14 protein-coding genes are annotated in these 15,951 nt (G+C 65.7%); 9 read left to right on the top strand and 5 right to left on the bottom strand.

Annotated features, from left to right (window positions below; genetic code table 11):
* Positions 1-176 precede the first annotated feature (176 nt).
* The 6 genes from ybgC to pal all read left to right on the top strand — a co-directional run bounded on the left by ybgC (position 177) and on the right by pal (position 5,450).
* Positions 177-629 carry a tol-pal system-associated acyl-CoA thioesterase gene (gene ybgC, locus GSQ89_RS16120; protein ID WP_158926917.1) on the top strand — a complete coding sequence of 151 codons (453 nt, stop codon included), beginning with the start codon at positions 177-179 and terminating at the stop codon, positions 627-629.
* A gap of 3 nt (positions 630-632) precedes the next feature.
* A complete protein-coding gene (tolQ, locus tag GSQ89_RS16115; protein ID WP_158926915.1) occupies positions 633-1,352 on the top strand; it encodes a protein TolQ in 720 nt (239 codons plus the stop codon).
* A gap of 257 nt (positions 1,353-1,609) precedes the next feature.
* The gene (tolR, locus tag GSQ89_RS16110; protein WP_158926913.1) at positions 1,610-2,110 is read left to right on the top strand and encodes a protein TolR; all 501 of its coding nucleotides are present in this window, start codon (positions 1,610-1,612) and stop codon (positions 2,108-2,110) included.
* A 63-nt stretch (positions 2,111-2,173) separates the two neighbouring features.
* Complete coding sequence (locus GSQ89_RS16105) at positions 2,174-3,148, top strand: hypothetical protein (RefSeq protein ID WP_158926911.1); 975 nt, start codon at positions 2,174-2,176, stop codon at positions 3,146-3,148.
* A 79-nt stretch (positions 3,149-3,227) separates the two neighbouring features.
* Positions 3,228-4,622, top strand: coding sequence for a Tol-Pal system beta propeller repeat protein TolB (tolB, locus tag GSQ89_RS16100; RefSeq protein ID WP_158926909.1), 1,395 nt, complete (start codon positions 3,228-3,230; stop codon positions 4,620-4,622).
* Positions 4,623-4,979: 357 nt separating this feature from the next.
* The gene (gene pal, locus GSQ89_RS16095; RefSeq protein WP_158926907.1) at positions 4,980-5,450 is read left to right on the top strand and encodes a peptidoglycan-associated lipoprotein Pal; all 471 of its coding nucleotides are present in this window, start codon (positions 4,980-4,982) and stop codon (positions 5,448-5,450) included.
* A 322-nt stretch (positions 5,451-5,772) separates the two neighbouring features.
* Here pal and GSQ89_RS16090 read toward each other — a convergent pair whose 3' ends face one another.
* The gene (locus GSQ89_RS16090; protein ID WP_158926905.1) at positions 5,773-6,594 is read right to left on the bottom strand and encodes an MBL fold metallo-hydrolase; all 822 of its coding nucleotides are present in this window, start codon (positions 6,592-6,594) and stop codon (positions 5,773-5,775) included.
* Positions 6,595-6,698: 104 nt separating this feature from the next.
* Positions 6,699-7,709 carry an enoyl-CoA hydratase/isomerase family protein gene (locus tag GSQ89_RS16085; RefSeq protein ID WP_158926903.1) on the bottom strand — a complete coding sequence of 337 codons (1,011 nt, stop codon included), beginning with the start codon at positions 7,707-7,709 and terminating at the stop codon, positions 6,699-6,701.
* A gap of 502 nt (positions 7,710-8,211) precedes the next feature.
* Between GSQ89_RS16085 and GSQ89_RS16080 the strand changes: the two genes are divergently transcribed.
* Positions 8,212-9,129 (top strand): methionyl-tRNA formyltransferase, encoded by a 918-nt coding sequence (locus GSQ89_RS16080; protein WP_158926901.1) that lies wholly within the window; start codon positions 8,212-8,214, stop codon positions 9,127-9,129.
* A gap of 142 nt (positions 9,130-9,271) precedes the next feature.
* A complete protein-coding gene (locus GSQ89_RS16075) occupies positions 9,272-9,751 on the top strand; it encodes an OsmC family protein (protein ID WP_158926899.1) in 480 nt (159 codons plus the stop codon).
* A gap of 208 nt (positions 9,752-9,959) precedes the next feature.
* Here GSQ89_RS16075 and GSQ89_RS16070 read toward each other — a convergent pair whose 3' ends face one another.
* Both GSQ89_RS16070 and GSQ89_RS16065 read right to left on the bottom strand, forming a co-directional pair.
* Positions 9,960-10,130 carry a Flp family type IVb pilin gene (locus GSQ89_RS16070; protein WP_158926897.1) on the bottom strand — a complete coding sequence of 57 codons (171 nt, stop codon included), beginning with the start codon at positions 10,128-10,130 and terminating at the stop codon, positions 9,960-9,962.
* Between the two features lie 167 nt (positions 10,131-10,297).
* Entirely contained in the window at positions 10,298-11,290 is a 993-nt protein-coding gene (locus GSQ89_RS16065; protein WP_158926895.1) for a lipid A deacylase LpxR family protein, read from the bottom strand.
* A gap of 546 nt (positions 11,291-11,836) precedes the next feature.
* Between GSQ89_RS16065 and GSQ89_RS16060 the strand changes: the two genes are divergently transcribed.
* A complete protein-coding gene (locus GSQ89_RS16060; RefSeq protein ID WP_216856192.1) occupies positions 11,837-14,947 on the top strand; it encodes a DEAD/DEAH box helicase in 3,111 nt (1,036 codons plus the stop codon).
* A gap of 220 nt (positions 14,948-15,167) precedes the next feature.
* On the opposite strand, the gene GSQ89_RS16055 is transcribed toward GSQ89_RS16060, so the two are convergent.
* Entirely contained in the window at positions 15,168-15,950 is a 783-nt protein-coding gene (locus tag GSQ89_RS16055) for a class II aldolase/adducin family protein (RefSeq protein WP_158926893.1), read from the bottom strand.
* Between the last annotated feature and the right edge of the window lies 1 nt (position 15,951).

The raw sequence follows: 15,951 nt of genomic DNA, 5'->3' as shown, positions 1-15,951 counted from the left end.
TCCGTCCCCGCGCTGTTGGGGTCGGATGGCCCGGACTACGCCGGGCCATGACGGGAGAGGGACGCCGGCCATGACGGGAGAGGGACGCCCGGCCATGACGGGAAGGGGGCACCTGTCCATGACGGGAGGGGGATGCCGGGCCATGACGGGAAAAACGCCAAGACTGCGTCGCCTAAATGATTGCTAATCCGCAATCCAGCCACCGGTATTCCCTGCGTGTCTATTATGAGGACACGGATGCTGGGGGCGTTGTCTATCATGCCAACTACCTGCGGTACGCCGAACGCGCCCGCACCGAAGCCTTGCGTGACGCGGGAATCCCGCATGCGGAGCTGGTGGAACAATTCAACCTGATGTTCATGGTGAATCGGGCGGAAATAGACTATGTGCGGCCCGCGATTCTCGACGACACGCTGGTGGTCGAGACGGAAACAAGCGATGTGGGCGGCGCGACCGTCCTGCTGCGCCAGACGGTCAACGGTCCCCGCGGGGTCTGCGCCACCGTGCGCATCAAGCTCGCCTGCGTCCGAATTGGAGGAAACAAGCCGGCCCGCATCCCGCCCCGGTGGCGAGAGGTGCTGGCCGCAATGCGTCGTGACCTGGGTACAGACACCCATAGAGGGGATTAGGCAGTGGATCGGGCAGTGGATGCGGTGAACCTGGGAGCGGCCGGCGGCGATCTGTCGCTGTGGGGCTTGTTCATGCAAGCCGACATCGTCGTCAAACTCGTCATGCTTGGCCTGCTGGGTGCCAGCGTGTGGGTGTGGGCCGTGGTGTTCGAGAAATGGACCACGCTCCGCAAAGTCAACCGCGACGCCGACGGGTTCGAGGACCGGTTCTGGTCCGGCGGCAGCCTGGACGAACTGTTCGACCGCGAGGGCACCAATCCCAACAACCCGATGGCATCCGTGTTCGCCGCGGCGATGGGGGAATGGCGCCGATCGGTGCGCGTCGCTGGGGCCGATATCTCACATACAAGTGTTCGGGAACGAATCGACCGAGCGATCAATGTGACGGTGCAGCGGGAGATGGACCGGATGGAACGGTGGATGATCTTCCTGGCCAGCGTCGGCGCCACCGCCCCGTTCATCGGCTTGTTCGGCACGGTCTGGGGCATCATGCACTCGTTCTCGGCCATCGCCGCCATGCACAACACCAACCTCGCGGTCGTCGCGCCGGGCATCGCCGAGGCGCTGTTCGCCACCGCCATCGGCCTGGTGGCGGCCATTCCGGCGGTGCTGGCCTACAACCAGATCAGCAACAGCCTGGCTCGGTTTTCCGGCCGCCTGGACAATTTCGGCAGCGAATTCAGTGCGATCCTGTCGCGCCAAAGCGAGGAACGGGCCGCGTGAGCCAGTTTGAGGGTCGTCCGGGCCTAACCGCCCGAAGCGCGGTGCGGCCGACGTCCACGCCGTTGTGGCGGGCGCAGGCCCGCCACCCACGCCTTTGCCCTGTGCCGCCGGCAAAGGCGTGGATGCCGACCTTCGTCGGCATGACGGTGGGACATGACCGCGCGCCGGAGGTTGGTTCGCCGGAAACCGATGCGATTGCACGCAAGCAGCCCCTTACGGCGGTGCCTGTGAAACAGAGTGCGGAGCAACCCTGAGCCATGGCGTTCACCATGAATACCGGCGGCCGTGGCAGCCGCCGAACGCGCTACCGGCCGCTGGCGGAAATCAACGTCACCCCGATGGTCGACGTTATGCTGGTGCTGCTGATCATCTTCATGGTCACCGCGCCGCTGATGACGTCGGGCGTGTCGGTCGACCTGCCGAAGACCGATGCGCAGCCGCTGAACAGCGACAGCACGCCGCTGACCGTGTCGATCAAGGCGGACGGCTCGATCTTCCTGCAGGACCAGGCGATCGACATCACCGACATCGTCGCCAAGCTGCAGGCGATCGCCCAGAGCAACCCGGACCGCCGCATCTTCGTGCGCGGCGACAAGGACCTGGCGTACGGCCGCATCATGGAAGTGATGGCCACAATCACCAACGGCGGCTTCACCAAGGTGGCGCTGCTGGCGGAGCAGACCGCCGCGCCACAAACCGGCGCAACCCAGGCGCCGGCGACGTCCGCGAAGCCTGCTGCCCCCAGTCCACGCAACTAGGGTGATCGACGCGTGCTGCAGCAACTTTTCCGCGGCAGGACGATCGGCCAGCGAGAGACAGGCATGAGCCCACGCCTGCGCGCCAGCCTGATCACCTCGGCCGTGCTGCACCTGATCGTGCTGCTGATCCTGGTGATCGGCCTGCCGTGGTTCGCCCCGAAGGAAGAGCCGCCGCCGGACACCACCGTCGCGATGGTGTTCCAGAGCACCGCGAAGACGTCGTTGAAAGCCCCGACACCATCGCCGACTCCGGCCCCGGCGAAGAACGTTGCGCCGCCGGCGCCACCGGTGACGACACCGCCGAAGCCAACGCCGGACGAAGCGCCGCCACCCCCGCCGCCGCCGCCTCCACCCCCGCCGCAGACCCATGTGGAACCGACGCCGCCCTCACCGACGCCGCCGAAGCCGATCCCGCCGCCGGAGCCGACCCCGTCCCCGGACGTGATCCCGCCGCCGCCGGCGCCGCCGACACCCCCTGCGCCGCCGACGCCGGAGACACCGCAACCGCCGCTGCCGTTGCCGCCGCCGCCGGTCCCGCCACCACCGGCGCCGCCCAGCACGACGTCACAGCCGAACGTGACCAAGAATCCGGCGCCGGACAGTCAGGCGCTTGAGAACACGATGGAAAAGCTGCGACAGATGCAGGCGCAGACACAGCCGCCGAAGGCGCGTGCCAACCCCAAATCCGGCGGCGCGCCGAACAGCGGCGGCAATCCCCTTGGTAACGACACCGCGTCCCTGAGCGCCGCACAGATCGGTGAGATCGGCGCCCATGTGCACGAATGCTGGACCAAGGACGCGGGCGCGCTGGATATCGACAAACAGCGGGTGACCTTGACGGTGACCACGGACGCGACCGGTGAGGCGCGGATCGTGGTGGTCTCCGGCAGCGACGTCGGCCGCATGAGCGACCCGCGCTTCAGGGCCTTTGCCGAACGCGCAATCCGGGCGGTCCGCGACCCGCACTGCGCCAATTTACCGCTGCCCGGCAAGATGTTGGGCAAGATCAATACGCTGACCTTCCAGTTCACCCCGTGACGCCACCCGTCCGACACAACACCGCGATGGAGCGAGGGTCCGCGTTGCACGCGCACCGCAACTAGAGGAAGACAACGGCATGATCCATATTCCGAATCCGTCCCTCGGCCGCCGCGGCCTGATCGCTGGCACAGCGGGCCTGCTGGCCGCTGCGCCTGTTCCCGTGCTCGCCCAGGCGGTCGCACCACCCGCTGCCGCGCTTGCCGCCGGCGGTGGTGGCGAGTCCGCCGTGATCCCCGTTACCAACGCACGTACAGCGCCGATTCCGATTGCGATCCCCGACCTCGGCGGCAGCCAGTTGGGCCAGCAGATCGCCGGCGTGATCAGCGCCGACCTGGCGGGCAGCGGCCTGTTCCAGTTGATCAACAAGGCCGCGTTCATCCAGGCCGGCGCGCCCACCGCCGCCGCGCCGAATTTCCAGAACTGGAAAGTGACCGGCGCCAAGGCCCTGGTGACCGGCAGCGTGCAGGAAGCCGGCGGCGGCCAGGTCCGGGTGGAGTTCCGTCTGTGGGACATCCTGCCGCAGACCCAGATCCAGGGCACCGCCTACACCACGTCGCAGAGCAACTGGCGCCGCATCGCCCACATCATGGCCGATGTGATCTACGAACGGCTGCTGGGCGAGAAAGGCTACTTCGACACGCGGATCGTCTACATCTCGGCCACCGGCCCGCGCGACCGGCGCACCAAGCGGCTGGCGATCATGGACCAGGACAGCGAGAACAACCGGTTGCTGACCGACGGGTCGTGGCTGGTGCTGACGCCGCGGTTCCACCCGACCCGCGATGAGATCGCGTTCATGAGCTATGCCAACAACCGGCCGCGGGTCTATCTGTTCGACCTGTCGTCCGGCCGGCAGAGCGTGCTGGGCGATTTCGCCGGCATGACCTTCGCACCGCGGTTCTCGCCCGACGGCGGCAGCCTGATCATGGCGGTCTCGGATGGCGGCGGATCGGACATCGTTTCGGTGGCGTTGGGCAGCCGGGTGCCACACCGGCTGACGCAGTCCGGATCGATCGATGTCAGCCCGTGCTACAGCCCCGACGGGTCGCAGATCGTCTTCGCGTCGGATCGCGGCGGCGACCAGCAGATCTATATCATGGGCGCGGGCGGCGGCGGGGCGAAGCGGATCAGCTTCGGCAACGGCCATTATGCCACGCCGGTGTGGTCGCCGCGGGGCGATGTGATCGCTTTCACCCGCTATGCCGGCGATACGTCCAACTTCGCCATCGGCGTGATGCATCCGGATGGGTCGGGTGAGCGCATCCTGTCCGAGGGTTGGGATGTCGAGGGCCCGACCTTCGCGCCGAACGGCCGCGTGCTGATGTTCTGGCGCGAAAGCCGTTCCCAGGATGCGCGCGGGCGGGGATTTTCGTCACGACTGGTATCAGTCGATATTACCGGCTTCAACGAACGGCCGGTGACGACCCCCACCGATGCGTCCGATCCGGCGTGGTCGCCGCTGGGGACGTAGCCACCGGACGCACCGGGCCGCGAGAGCGTTCGCCGGCACGGCCAGGCATGATCCGGGCCGCCAAAAACGTCGGTTTTAGCGGCCGTGCGTCCCCGCCGGATTTTTGGCGAATTCGTTGTTCCAGGCCGGTTGGGGGGCTGGTTTGCCGCAAAAAATGGATCACGAACTGTGACAAAAACGCTACCACACTGTGTTGATGGGGCTACATGGCTGGCATGTGCCGGTATTGTGATTCCGGGAACTTGACCACTATCCTCCAGACACGTTAATCGCTCACTGGGCGGAACGGATTACCGTTTCCCCTGTGCGGGCTGTGCTCGTGCATTCGATTGCACCCCATCCAGGGACGAACAAAAGATGAGCATCAAAATCCTCGGCGCTTTGGCTGCCGTCGCCCTGTTGGCGGCGTGCTCCCACCCGGCTACCCAGCCCGCGGCCACTGGTGGCGGCAGCACGGCTGCTGGCATCGTGCCCGGCAGCGAGGAAGACCTGGTCGCCAACGTCGGTGATCGCGTTTTCTATGAGTTCAATCAGTCCGGCCTGCGTGCCGACGCGAAGGGCACGCTGGACAAGCAGGCCGCCTGGCTCTCCAAGTACGGCAGCGTGAACGTGCAGATCGCTGGCAACTGCGATGAGCGCGGCACGGAAGAATACAACCTCGCGCTCGGCCAGCGCCGCGCCAGCGCCGCCGCGTCGTATCTGCGGGCGAAGGGTGTTGCCGGCGCGCGCCTGACCACGATCAGCTACGGCAAGGACCGTCCGACCGCGCAGGGCTCCGATGAGCAGGCTTGGGCGCAGAACCGCAACGCGATCACGTCGGTTCGCTGATCCGGGGTCCGCTGATCCGGAGTTTACCAACGGTTCGGGCTTAGAGCGTTTTCACCCTGACTGTGCAGGAAGAAAACGCTCTAGCGCTTTGTTTGATCGCATGATTCACGCGCTCTGGACGTTCCGCCCAGCGCGATCATGCTCTTAGGGCCGAGCGACTGACAATTGGGCTGGTGGTTGCGACGAAATGCTTTCGTTGCGGCCGCCGGCTTTTTTGTTGCCGCGCTGGCCGCCGCCGGGACCGAAACGAGCAGCGATGCGCGGACCTGGGTGGAGTCGGGCGGCCCTTGGCGAGCACCCGATCCTGGCTTTTGCAGCGGGGTCAGAAACTTTCGGCGGAACCGGTCACCGCGGCGATGTACTGCTCGACCGAGTTCGCCATGACCTGCTTCGCCCCGGATGGGATCACCCGTTCCCACCAGCCGCCGTAGATCGTTTCGAACGGCCATTCCGCCAAGGCATCGGCGATCCGCTGCACCGTCGCGGGATCGAGCGGAATCAGGTTCGGATAGCTGTGCATGAAGGTCAGCCCCTTGTCGGGCCGCACCTGCAGCGTGTCGCCCGTCAGCAGCACGCCCTGTCCCTCGGCCCCCTGCGACCAGTGCAGCACGGTGCTGCCGGGAAAATGGCCGCCGCAGCGAACCAGATTGATGCCCTCGGTCAGTTCCATCCGGTCGCCCTCCCAGAACGTCACCACCGGGTCCAGCCGGGTCACGAACTTGCGGTCCATCGCGTGCAGATAGACCGGCACACTTTCAAACGCGTGGCTCCATTCCACCACGGTGGCGAGGAAGTGCGGGTGGGAGCAGGCGATACCCGCCAGCCCGCCCAGCGCCTTGATGATGGTGATCGTGGTGTCGTCGAGGAAGCTGACGCAGTCCCACAGGATGTTGCCGACGGGCGTCCGTAGCATCAGGGCGCGCTGGCCGATGGCGAAAGCGGGGAAAGTGCCGATCCCCATCAGGCCGGGCTCCAGCCGGCGGAACGCGTTGAAATAGGTTTTCCGCATCGCCGGCAGGGTGGTCCAGGACTGGCCGGCGGGGTTCACATATTGGCGATCGTCCCGGCAGATCAGGCAGAAGGCGGGCGGCGCATCGGTATTGGGGTACTGGCAACCGCAGGTGGTACAGACGAAGGCGGGCATCGGCGTGACTTCCTACGTTCGATCGCGGGATCCGGCCTGATCGCGGTCAGGGAATAGCCGTGGCCATCAAACAGAGGTTGCGCGCCGCGCACAACAGCGGTGATTCAGTCGGCGAACAGGGCGTCGATCGTGGCCGGGTCGACCGCCTGGATCGTCGCCGGGCGCCATGCCGGTTTGCGGTCCTTGTCCACAACCATCGCGCGCACACCCTCGGCGAAGTCGGGGTAGGCCATCGTGGTGCGGGTCAGCGCGAACTCGGCGTCCAGTGCCTGCTTCAGCGTCAGGTCGCGGCCGCGGCGCAGCGCCCGCAGCGTGAAGTGCAACGCCGACGGGGAGACGTGGCGCAGCGCCTTAAGGGCGGCATCCGCCCACTCGGCGCCCGTGGCCTCCAGCCTCGTAACGATGTCGGAAACCGTGGCGGCGGAGAAACAATGATCGATGGCGGCGCGGTGGGCGGCCAGGGAGAACGCCGGCAGTGTCTGGTTATAGGTCGCCAGCGCGGCGGCACCATCCCTGGCGAGCGCGGCGGACAGGTCGGCGAGATGGGTGCGCGGGGTGAAATGAGTGGCCAATCCGGCATGCACGGCGTCGGCGCCGGTCACTCGCAGGCCGGTCAGGCCGAGATAGGTGCCAAGCTGGCCGGGCAGCCGGGGCAGCAGGAACGTCGCCCCGATATCGGGGAAGAAGCCGATGGCGGTCTCCGGCATCGCGAAGCCCGCGTGTTCGGTGGCCACCCGATACGGCGCGTGGACTGACAGCCCGATGCCGCCGCCCATGCAGATGCCGTCGATCAGCGCGATGTAGGGTTTGGGGTAGGTGGCGATGGTGAGGTTCAGCGCATATTCCTCGCGGAAGAACTGGTCCACCGAGGGTCGGTCGCCCGACAACTGACCGTCACGCAGGGCGCGTATGTCGCCGCCGGCGCAGAAGGCGCGATCGCCGGCGCCCTGGATCACCACGGCGTCGACATGCGGGTCTTCCCGCCACGTCTCCAGGATGGTGGCGCACGCCCGGATCATCTGGAGATCGAGCGCGTTCAACGCCTTGGGGCGATTGAGCAGGATGCGTCCTATCCGTCCGTCGCGGCTGGTGACGACGGTGTCTTCGGCTGTCATGCGGCGGTCTCCTGCGTTCGGGACCGTGTAGCCCGAGGCTTTCGCCGCTGCCAAGAGTGGAGGGCGGGGTTGGTTCGAACAGTGATCTCAAAGAATTCGGTGCTGGGGTTCCAACGTGAGGGGCGGCGGATCGTCGGGCTGCCGCTTTGAATCGGGGCGGTTGAGCGGATGGGGCGGTTTCTGTTTTTGGCTTGGGATTTCGACGCAGAGCGCGCAGAGCGGGGCGCAGAGATCGCCGAGAAAAGGTTTTATCATCGACGCATGAATTTGGCACCGGAGCGCGATTCGTATTCTCGTTGAATTTCCGTTGTTTCCGTTTCAGATCAGATATTTATGTCAAGGCATGGGCCACCGTGCCCGGCACGGGCAGGCCGAACGACGACCCTGAAGGGGCCGGGCGCCGCTTGGCTGCATCTCGTCATGAAATCGGCCCGGGACCGGTCTCTCGACAGTCCACCCGCCGTCGCCGCATGATCGCGGGACAAGAAACGGAGGACCCCGCATGCGCGTCGCGATCATCGGCCAGCAGGATTTCGGCAAGGCCACACTGGAAGCGTTCCTGGCCCGTGGCGATGAGGTCGCGGCGGTGTTCTGTGCCCCCGAAAAAGGCCGCCCCGACCCGCTGCGGCTGGCCGGTGAGGCGGCGGGCGTGCCGACCTTTCAGTTTCCCAAGCTGACCGATCCCGAGGCACAGGAGGCGCTGCGGGCGGCGAAGGCCGATGTGGGCGTGATGGCCTATGTCACCCAGTTCGCACCGCAGGATTTCTGCAACATCCCCAAATTCGGCACCATCCAGTTCCATCCTAGCCTGTTGCCGCTGCATCGGGGTGCGTCATCCATGAGCTGGTCGATCATCCTCGGCCGTTCGGAGACCGGCTTCAGCATCTTCCGCCCGACCGACGGGCTGGACGAGGGCCCGGTCATCCTGACGCGGGCGGTGCCGATCGAGCCGGAAGACACGATGGGATCGCTGTACTTCGGAAAAATCTTCCCGATGGGCGTGGCCGGGCTGATCGAGGTTGCCGATCTGGTGGTGGCCGGCAAGGCGCCGGCGATCGCGCAATACGAGCCGGCGGCGGGCTATGAGGGGATCATCCGCGAGGCCGAGTCGCGCATCAACTGGGCGTCCCACGTGGACCAGACATTCAACCTGATCCGCGGCTGCAACCCTTCCCCCGGCGCCTGGACGACGCATGACGGCAAGAAGCTGTTCCTGTTCGAATGCACCAAGCGCATCGCCCGCACCTTCTCCGAGGTCAAAGGCAAGAAGCTCGGGCAGGTCGTTGCGCAGTCCGGGGCCAGCCTGGTCATCCACGGTCAGGGTGGCTTCATCGAGGTCCACCGGATCCGCTGGGACGGCGGCAAGAAGATCGCGGCGGCTGAGGCGGGATTGGAGGTCGGGACGATCCTTGGGGGCTGATTCCGGAGCTATCCGGTTCGGCGGCTTTGTGGGGGAACGTGGGTCGATATCGGGCGGTGACGCCTGCGGTATGTTATCGGGCGGTGACGCCGTGGTATGTTATCGGGTGGTGACGCCTGGGGCATGAAGGAGGGTGCGAGCAATGGCCGGCAAGCGGCACAGCTATCGCGTCACCGTCGAGTGGACCGGCAACCGCGGCCTCGGCACACCCAACCATGCCGGTTACAGCCGCGACCACACCATCGCCGCGGGCGCGAAACCGCCGATCGCCGGTTCCTCCGATCCCGCCTTCCGCGGCGACGCGGCACGGTGGAACCCGGAGGATCTGTTGCTTGCCTCGCTCTCGGCCTGCCACAAGTTGTGGTATCTGGGCCTGTGCGCCGGGGCCGGCATATCGGTCGTCAGCTACCGGGACGAGGCCGAGGCCACCATGGTCGAAGAACCGAATGGAGCGGGACGGTTCGTGAGCGCCGTTCTGCGCCCAAGGATCGCCATCCAGGCCGGCGGCGACATAGCGGCCGCGACCCGGCTGCACCATGATGCGCACGAGCACTGTTTCATTGCCAATTCGGTGAACTTCGCCGTGACCTGCGAACCGGTCGTCACGTTCGCGGTGTCATGAGCGGCGAAAAGCGTACCTCGGCGCGCCGGGATGGCCGGCGATGCACAATCGCACACGGATGTCCCGGGGATCGTGTGCGGTCACCTGACGGTGAGCGGGGCGTTCACGCAGGCGGACGATGCACGCGATCCGGAGAGAACCGCGTGCATCGTCGTCCGGACGGCATGGGGACGAAGAAACACGCCGTCCCGGATTAGGGCGCTGATTATTACAGCGCGCTGCTGACGGTGCTGAACACGCCGCTGATGCTGCCGCCCAGGCTGGTGACGATGGTGACGCAAGCGACGGCGATAAGGCTGGCGATCATTGCGTATTCAAGCGCGGTGACGCCGCGGACATCGGTGCGCAAATTACTCAGTGTACGGCGGATCTGTTGCATTACGACAATTCCTTTTCTCGTGTGTTGATCAGCCCGCGCCGGCGGTTGGTCGCACGGGGTTAATAAGACCGCCTGAGTAGGCGCCCGAAATAGTTACATATCGCTTTCAGAAGCTAAGTTAGCCCATCCGTCCGGCATCGGTTTGCCGAACATCGGGTCCCGGCCTGTCAGAATCGGATCGACACGGCGGCCGTCACGAACTGATGGATGCCGCCGCACTGGCCATGAAACTCCGCCGTCTGCGCGACATAGGCGACGGTCAGGCGTATGCCCGCCGCCATGACGGCGAAGCCGGCCTGCATCTCCCCCACGTCCCAGATCGGCGCGACATGCGGACCGGACCGAAACGGTGCCGCCTGCAGCAGCAGATCGTAGCCCACGGCCTGTGCGTCCACTCCGGCAAAGACGTACCATGCCAGGGGACGCGTCGGCGTGTAGGCGTTCCCTCCACTCAGGCCCGGCCGCGGGCGCGGGATGCCGAAGTCGGAATCGAGGCCCTGGCCGATCCGGATCGTTGTCCCGGCCTGGACGTAGTCGCGCAGGTCGCCCGCCCCGACCGTCAGGGACGGCAGCACATCGGTATCCAGCCCGGCGACATGGGCCGCCGGCAGACGCCATGTCCGGTCGTGCAGCAACTCGACGACGGGCGTGTTGGGTATCTGGGCTTGCCAGTCCTTGACCTCGGGCCGGCCGATCAGGTCGTGGAAACCATTTTGCATATCGCCCGCGCCCGCCGCGGGTCCGGCGACACCCAGGCTGAGGGTCAGCGTGCTTCTGCTGCGCGCGGTGTCGCTGAGCAGCGAGAAATCGCCCGTCAGCAGGCCCGCATACGGCCGGTCGCGTGGATTGGTGACGGTCGCCTGGGTGTCCATCGGGGTATAGATCTGCTGCGACAGGTCGAAGCTGATCCGTCGCAGGCCATCGCCCCAGACGGCGTTCCCGAGATCGGCGAGCACGGCCGGAACCGCGGTGGTCGGGGAGGTCCAGCCCATCAGCAGGCCATTGGTGTAGAAGTGATCCCGGGACTTCAATCCGGGAATGGAAGCGTTTTCATCCTGCAACGTCCAAATGCCGGCGGGATCGTTAGCCGGTTGGGCTCGGGCGAAGGAAGCCGGCAGCAGAACGGCTGCCGCGAACGCCATGGTCAACGTCAACTTCATAGGTGGCATGCCCTTTGGCCGTCATGCGGCATTCGTTGGAAAACCCAAGAGTCAGCCGGCCACGACGACGCGGGATGCGTTCGGATCGCGGTCATCATCCCCGTAACGATTTTGCCAATATCGCGTTGTAACCGTATCGCGGCATCCGTGGGGGATGGATGCCGCAATGGAGCGATAGTCAGCAAGATGCATGCCGATAATATAACGTATTGATTGTTTTGTGGTTTATTTATGGTTGGGTCGCTCGTGCCTGGATATTGTAAATAATACCGACACGTCGGCGAACATATACTCATACTATTGTATGGAGCTGCCAGTCATGCCCGGCTTCTAGCCGGCGGTTTCCCGACAATTGCGTTCGCCGGTGGCTGCCGTCGCCGCGATCGAGGAAGATCGGCGTCCTGGCCGCTCAGGTCCATCGTGATCGCTGTTTGAAGCCTTGCATTGAGGCTCGAATTCGGGCGTCTGATCCACCCCTGGATGGCTCATCCCGAGTCGCCATTCACCCCCGCCCGTCCACCAACCCTCCGAGGCCGAATCACGCCGATGCCGACGCCGTATTCTTCCCAGGACCTGGGCCGGGTTTTTGATGCGCGCGTGCTGACCCGCGGCCGCACCCTGGGGCTGACCGGCGGGGTGGCGGTGGAACTCGACGGCGACACGATCACCGGTGTCGTGCAGGATCGGGCGGTCCCCTACACCGTGCGCATCACGCCCTCGCTGCTGGGACGCCGCGTGGTGTTCGACCACCGGTGCAGTTGCCGCTCCACCGGCTGTGCGCATCTGGCGGCGGCGGCGTTCGCGGCACTCGACCGCTTCCCGGCGTTGCGGAAGCCGGAACAGCAGACGTTCCTGGATACGCTGACGACCGTGGCGCCGGAGAAGGAACGGCAGCGGATCGTGTTCGAGCTGGCGCCGGCGGAGCCGCCGCATGCCTGTGTCGTCGTGACGCTGTTGATCGGCGAGCGCACCGGCATCGCCGCACCGACGACGCCGCGGGCGATCGCCCAGGATGACGGGGCGGGCGAGAAGATGCGCGACCTGGCCTATTTGCTGGGCGAGGGCGATGAATCGCGCACCGGCGTCGCGGCGGGGCTGGTTGTCGATGTGCTGGATGCTCTGATCGAGACCGGCCAGGCCCGCTGGCATGCCGGTGGGCGGCGGCTGGTCAAGGGCGAGACCCGGTTTTTTGCCTCCGCTTCGGCGGCCGCGTTGCCGCCGCGTTCGGGGGTGATCGTCGCCGATTCCGGTGCCTGGTATGTCGATGCGACGACCGGCGCCGTCGCCCGTGTGCGGATCCAGCCGCCGGCACCGCCTCGGCCGGCGTTCATTGCCCCCGCCACCAGTCCCGCGCCGGTGAAGCGTCGCATGGAGCCGGCGACAATCAGCGAGCAGGTGATCGTCGATCGGCCGATGACGCCGGTGCTGCGGCTGACCCGCTTTCCCTGTCCGGACGAGTTCGGGCGGATGCAGCAACTCGATGCCTTGCTGTTGGAATTCGATTACGAGGGCGGCATCGTTCCGTTCGATGACGACCGGCAGTTCGTCCGCGTGAACGCGCCGGGTGGTCCGGTGTTCGCGCGGCGGGATAAACCGGCCGAAGCCGCCGCCCAGGATGCGATCCGCCAGGACGGGCTGGTGCAGATGCGGATGGCGACGGGAAAGGCGGAAAAGGGGCGGCTGGTCTTCGTGTTCCGTGGCCGTGACGCCGCCGAATCGTGGCAGGTGTTCATCGCCGAACGGATTCCCGTGCTTCAGGCACTGGGCTGGCGCAACCAGATCGATACCGATTTTGGCCCGCGCCTGGTACAATCCGTCGGCTCGTGCGACCTGAAGGTGGCGGACACGCCGCAAGGGGCGTTCTCGCTGGATTTCGGCATCGAAATCGACGGCGCGCGCCATCCGTTGCTGCCCATCCTGATGCGCCTGCATGAACGGGGCGGCATGGAATCGGCTCGGGTTTTGGATGGCGAGGTGATCACCAGCCTGGATGACGGGCGCATCCTGAAGCTGCCGGCGGAGCGGATTGCCCGGTTGCTGGCGGTGATCGAGGACATGATCGAAGCGTCCAGCCGCACCACCGGCGACACCATGGTGCTGGATGCCGCCGCCGCCCACACGGTGCTGGATCTGGAAGACGTGTTGACCACGCGCTGGCAGGAAGGCGCTGCCGCCCATGTCGCGCGTTTCCGGACCGTCGCCGAAATCCCCGAGGTGCCTGTCCCGGCCGGCTTCACCGCCAGCCTGCGTCCGTATCAGCAGCAGGGCGTCAACTGGTTGCAGCATCTGCGGGAGAACGGTCTGGGCGGGTTGCTCGCCGACGACATGGGGTTGGGCAAGACGGCGCAGACCATCGCGCATATCGCGATCGAGGAAGACAGCGGCCGGCTGGATCGGCCGGCGCTGGTGGTGGTACCGACCACCCTGGTGCCGAACTGGTCGGCGGAGTTGGCTCGGTTCGCGCCGCATCTGCGCGTCGTGGTGCTGCACGGGCTGGATCGCCACGAACGGCGGCGCGACTTGACCGGCGTGCATGTCGTCATCACCACCTACACCGTGCTGGCGCGCGATATCGAGGACATGGTTGGGTTACCCTGGCACATGGTGGTGCTGGATGAGGCGCAGGCGATCAAGAGTTCGACATCCAAGGCGACGCATGCGGTGTGCCGGCTGGATACACGCCACCGGCTGTGCCTGTCCGGCACGCCGATCGAAAACAACCTGGGCGAGTTGTGGTCGCAGTTCGCCTTTCTGATGCCCGGGTTGCTGGGACAGCGGAAAAGCTTCAACCGGCGGTTTCGGTCGCCGATCGAAAAAGATGGCGACCCGGTGCGACGGCGGCAGCTTTCGACCCGCATACGGCCGTTTATCCTGCGCCGCTCGAAGTCCGCGGTGGCGACCGAGTTGCCGCCGAAGCACACGATCCTGCGGCGTATCACGCTGGCGCCGGATCAGCGCGAACTGTACGAAACGATTCGCGCGATGATGCATGAGAAGGTGACGGAGGGGATCGCGGAACGCGGGGTGGCGCAGAGCCATATCCTGGTGCTGGACGCACTGTTGAAGCTGCGGCAGGTTTGTTGCGACCCCAGATTGGTGAAGCTGCCGTCGGCTCGGTTGACGGGGTCTTCCAGCAAGCTGGACGATCTGATGGAGATGGTTTCGGAAATGGTCGTGGAGGGGCGGCGGATTCTGCTGTTCTCGCAGTTCACCTCGATGCTGGATCTGATGAAGCCGGCGCTGGTGGCAGCAGGCATTCCATTCGTCGAACTGCGCGGCGACACAGCCGACCGGGCGGCACCGGTGCAACGGTTTGAGGCGGGCGAGGTGCCGCTGTTCCTGATCAGCCTGAAGGCGGGCGGCCGCGGGCTGAACCTGACCTCGGCCGATACAGTGATTCATTACGACCCATGGTGGAACCCGGCGGTCGAGGACCAGGCGTCGGATCGCGCCCACCGGATCGGCCAGACGAAGTCGGTGTTCGTCTACAAACTGATCGCGGCGGACACGGTGGAGGAACGGATCGTGGAATTGCAGGAACGCAAGGCCGCGCTGGCGAGTTTGGCGCTGACCGAGGATGGGGTGACGCTGCCGGCGATGGATGCGGATGACATCGACTACCTGTTCGGCGTCACACCCGATCTGCTGGCGGCTTGAATCCGGATTGGTGCGTGGTGGCAAATCGACACTGTCGTCCATGCGACACCATCACCGGGCGTAACGCCAAGGGTGCTGACTTTCCGGTATCGCACCCGGAATTTTCCGCTTTCGTCACGACCAAGTTCGGCCCGCCCACCCACGACTTTGGCAGACAGGGCACAGCAAGACGCTGAGCCGGCCACGACCCGTTGATAAGAAGCGCGTCCAGAACTCCGGCTTAGACCGGCAATCCCATGGCACGGCGGCGCGCGTCGCTTCGGCGCACCATCGCGGTGAACCATTTGTCGGCGAAGTCGTTACCGGCGATAAGCTGCTGCGTCTGATCGGCACAGCGCTGGCTGACGGAGGCCGGCAGCGCCACGTTGTCACCGGCCATCGACAGGGCCAGGCACTGGATTTCGGCGGCGCGCTGCACCGTCCACAGCAGGAAGAACGTCCGCGGGATGTTGGATTCACAGACCGCGACGCCATGATTGCGCAGCACCAGGATATGCTTGTCGCCCAGGCTTTCCAGCATGCGGGTCTTTTCATCGGCGTACAGGGTGATCCCCTCGAACGTGTGATAGCCGATCCGCCCCGTCAGTTGCGCGCCATAGAAATCATCGTGCCCGAACCCGGCCCGCTTCAGCGCGATCGCCGAAATCGGCGTGGTGTGGGTGTGAATGACGCAATGGGCATCCGCCCGCGCGCCGTGGATGGCGCTGTGCAGCGCGAACCCGGCGGGATTCGCAGGGTAAGCCGACGGCTCGACCAGTTTGCCGTCGAGATCGATCTTCAGCAGGTTGGCCGGCGACACTTCGTCGTAGTTCAGCCCGAACGGATTGACCAGGTAATGACCCTCGTTGCCGGGTAGCCGGACGGACATGTGGTTGAAGATGGTCTCGGTCCATCCGAAATAGTCGATCAGGTGGTAAGCCTGCGCGAGTTGGCAACGCAGCGCCCATTCCGCATCGGAAGAGGTGTCGGGCCGCAGGTCGGTGGCAGGTATCGTGACGTTCATC

Source organism: Acidisphaera sp. S103 (assembly GCF_009765975.1).
Taxonomy (GTDB): domain Bacteria; phylum Pseudomonadota; class Alphaproteobacteria; order Acetobacterales; family Acetobacteraceae; genus Rhodopila.
This window is presented reverse-complemented; position numbering and strand designations above follow the sequence as displayed.

Coding starts and splice junctions, on each gene's coding strand:
- GSQ89_RS16075 (WP_158926899.1), top strand. CDS start 9,272: ATGGCCGGCAAGCGGCACAGCTATCGCGTCACCGTCGAGTGGACCGGC.
- pal (WP_158926907.1), top strand. CDS start 4,980: ATGAGCATCAAAATCCTCGGCGCTTTGGCTGCCGTCGCCCTGTTGGCG.
- GSQ89_RS16085 (WP_158926903.1), bottom strand. CDS start 7,709: ATGACAGCCGAAGACACCGTCGTCACCAGCCGCGACGGACGGATAGGA.
- GSQ89_RS16060 (WP_216856192.1), top strand. CDS start 11,837: ATGCCGACGCCGTATTCTTCCCAGGACCTGGGCCGGGTTTTTGATGCG.
- tolR (WP_158926913.1), top strand. CDS start 1,610: ATGGCGTTCACCATGAATACCGGCGGCCGTGGCAGCCGCCGAACGCGC.
- GSQ89_RS16070 (WP_158926897.1), bottom strand. CDS start 10,130: ATGCAACAGATCCGCCGTACACTGAGTAATTTGCGCACCGATGTCCGC.
- ybgC (WP_158926917.1), top strand. CDS start 177: ATGATTGCTAATCCGCAATCCAGCCACCGGTATTCCCTGCGTGTCTAT.
- GSQ89_RS16055 (WP_158926893.1), bottom strand. CDS start 15,950: ATGAACGTCACGATACCTGCCACCGACCTGCGGCCCGACACCTCTTCC.
- tolB (WP_158926909.1), top strand. CDS start 3,228: ATGATCCATATTCCGAATCCGTCCCTCGGCCGCCGCGGCCTGATCGCT.
- GSQ89_RS16090 (WP_158926905.1), bottom strand. CDS start 6,594: ATGCCCGCCTTCGTCTGTACCACCTGCGGTTGCCAGTACCCCAATACC.
- GSQ89_RS16065 (WP_158926895.1), bottom strand. CDS start 11,290: ATGAAGTTGACGTTGACCATGGCGTTCGCGGCAGCCGTTCTGCTGCCG.
- GSQ89_RS16080 (WP_158926901.1), top strand. CDS start 8,212: ATGCGCGTCGCGATCATCGGCCAGCAGGATTTCGGCAAGGCCACACTG.
- GSQ89_RS16105 (WP_158926911.1), top strand. CDS start 2,174: ATGAGCCCACGCCTGCGCGCCAGCCTGATCACCTCGGCCGTGCTGCAC.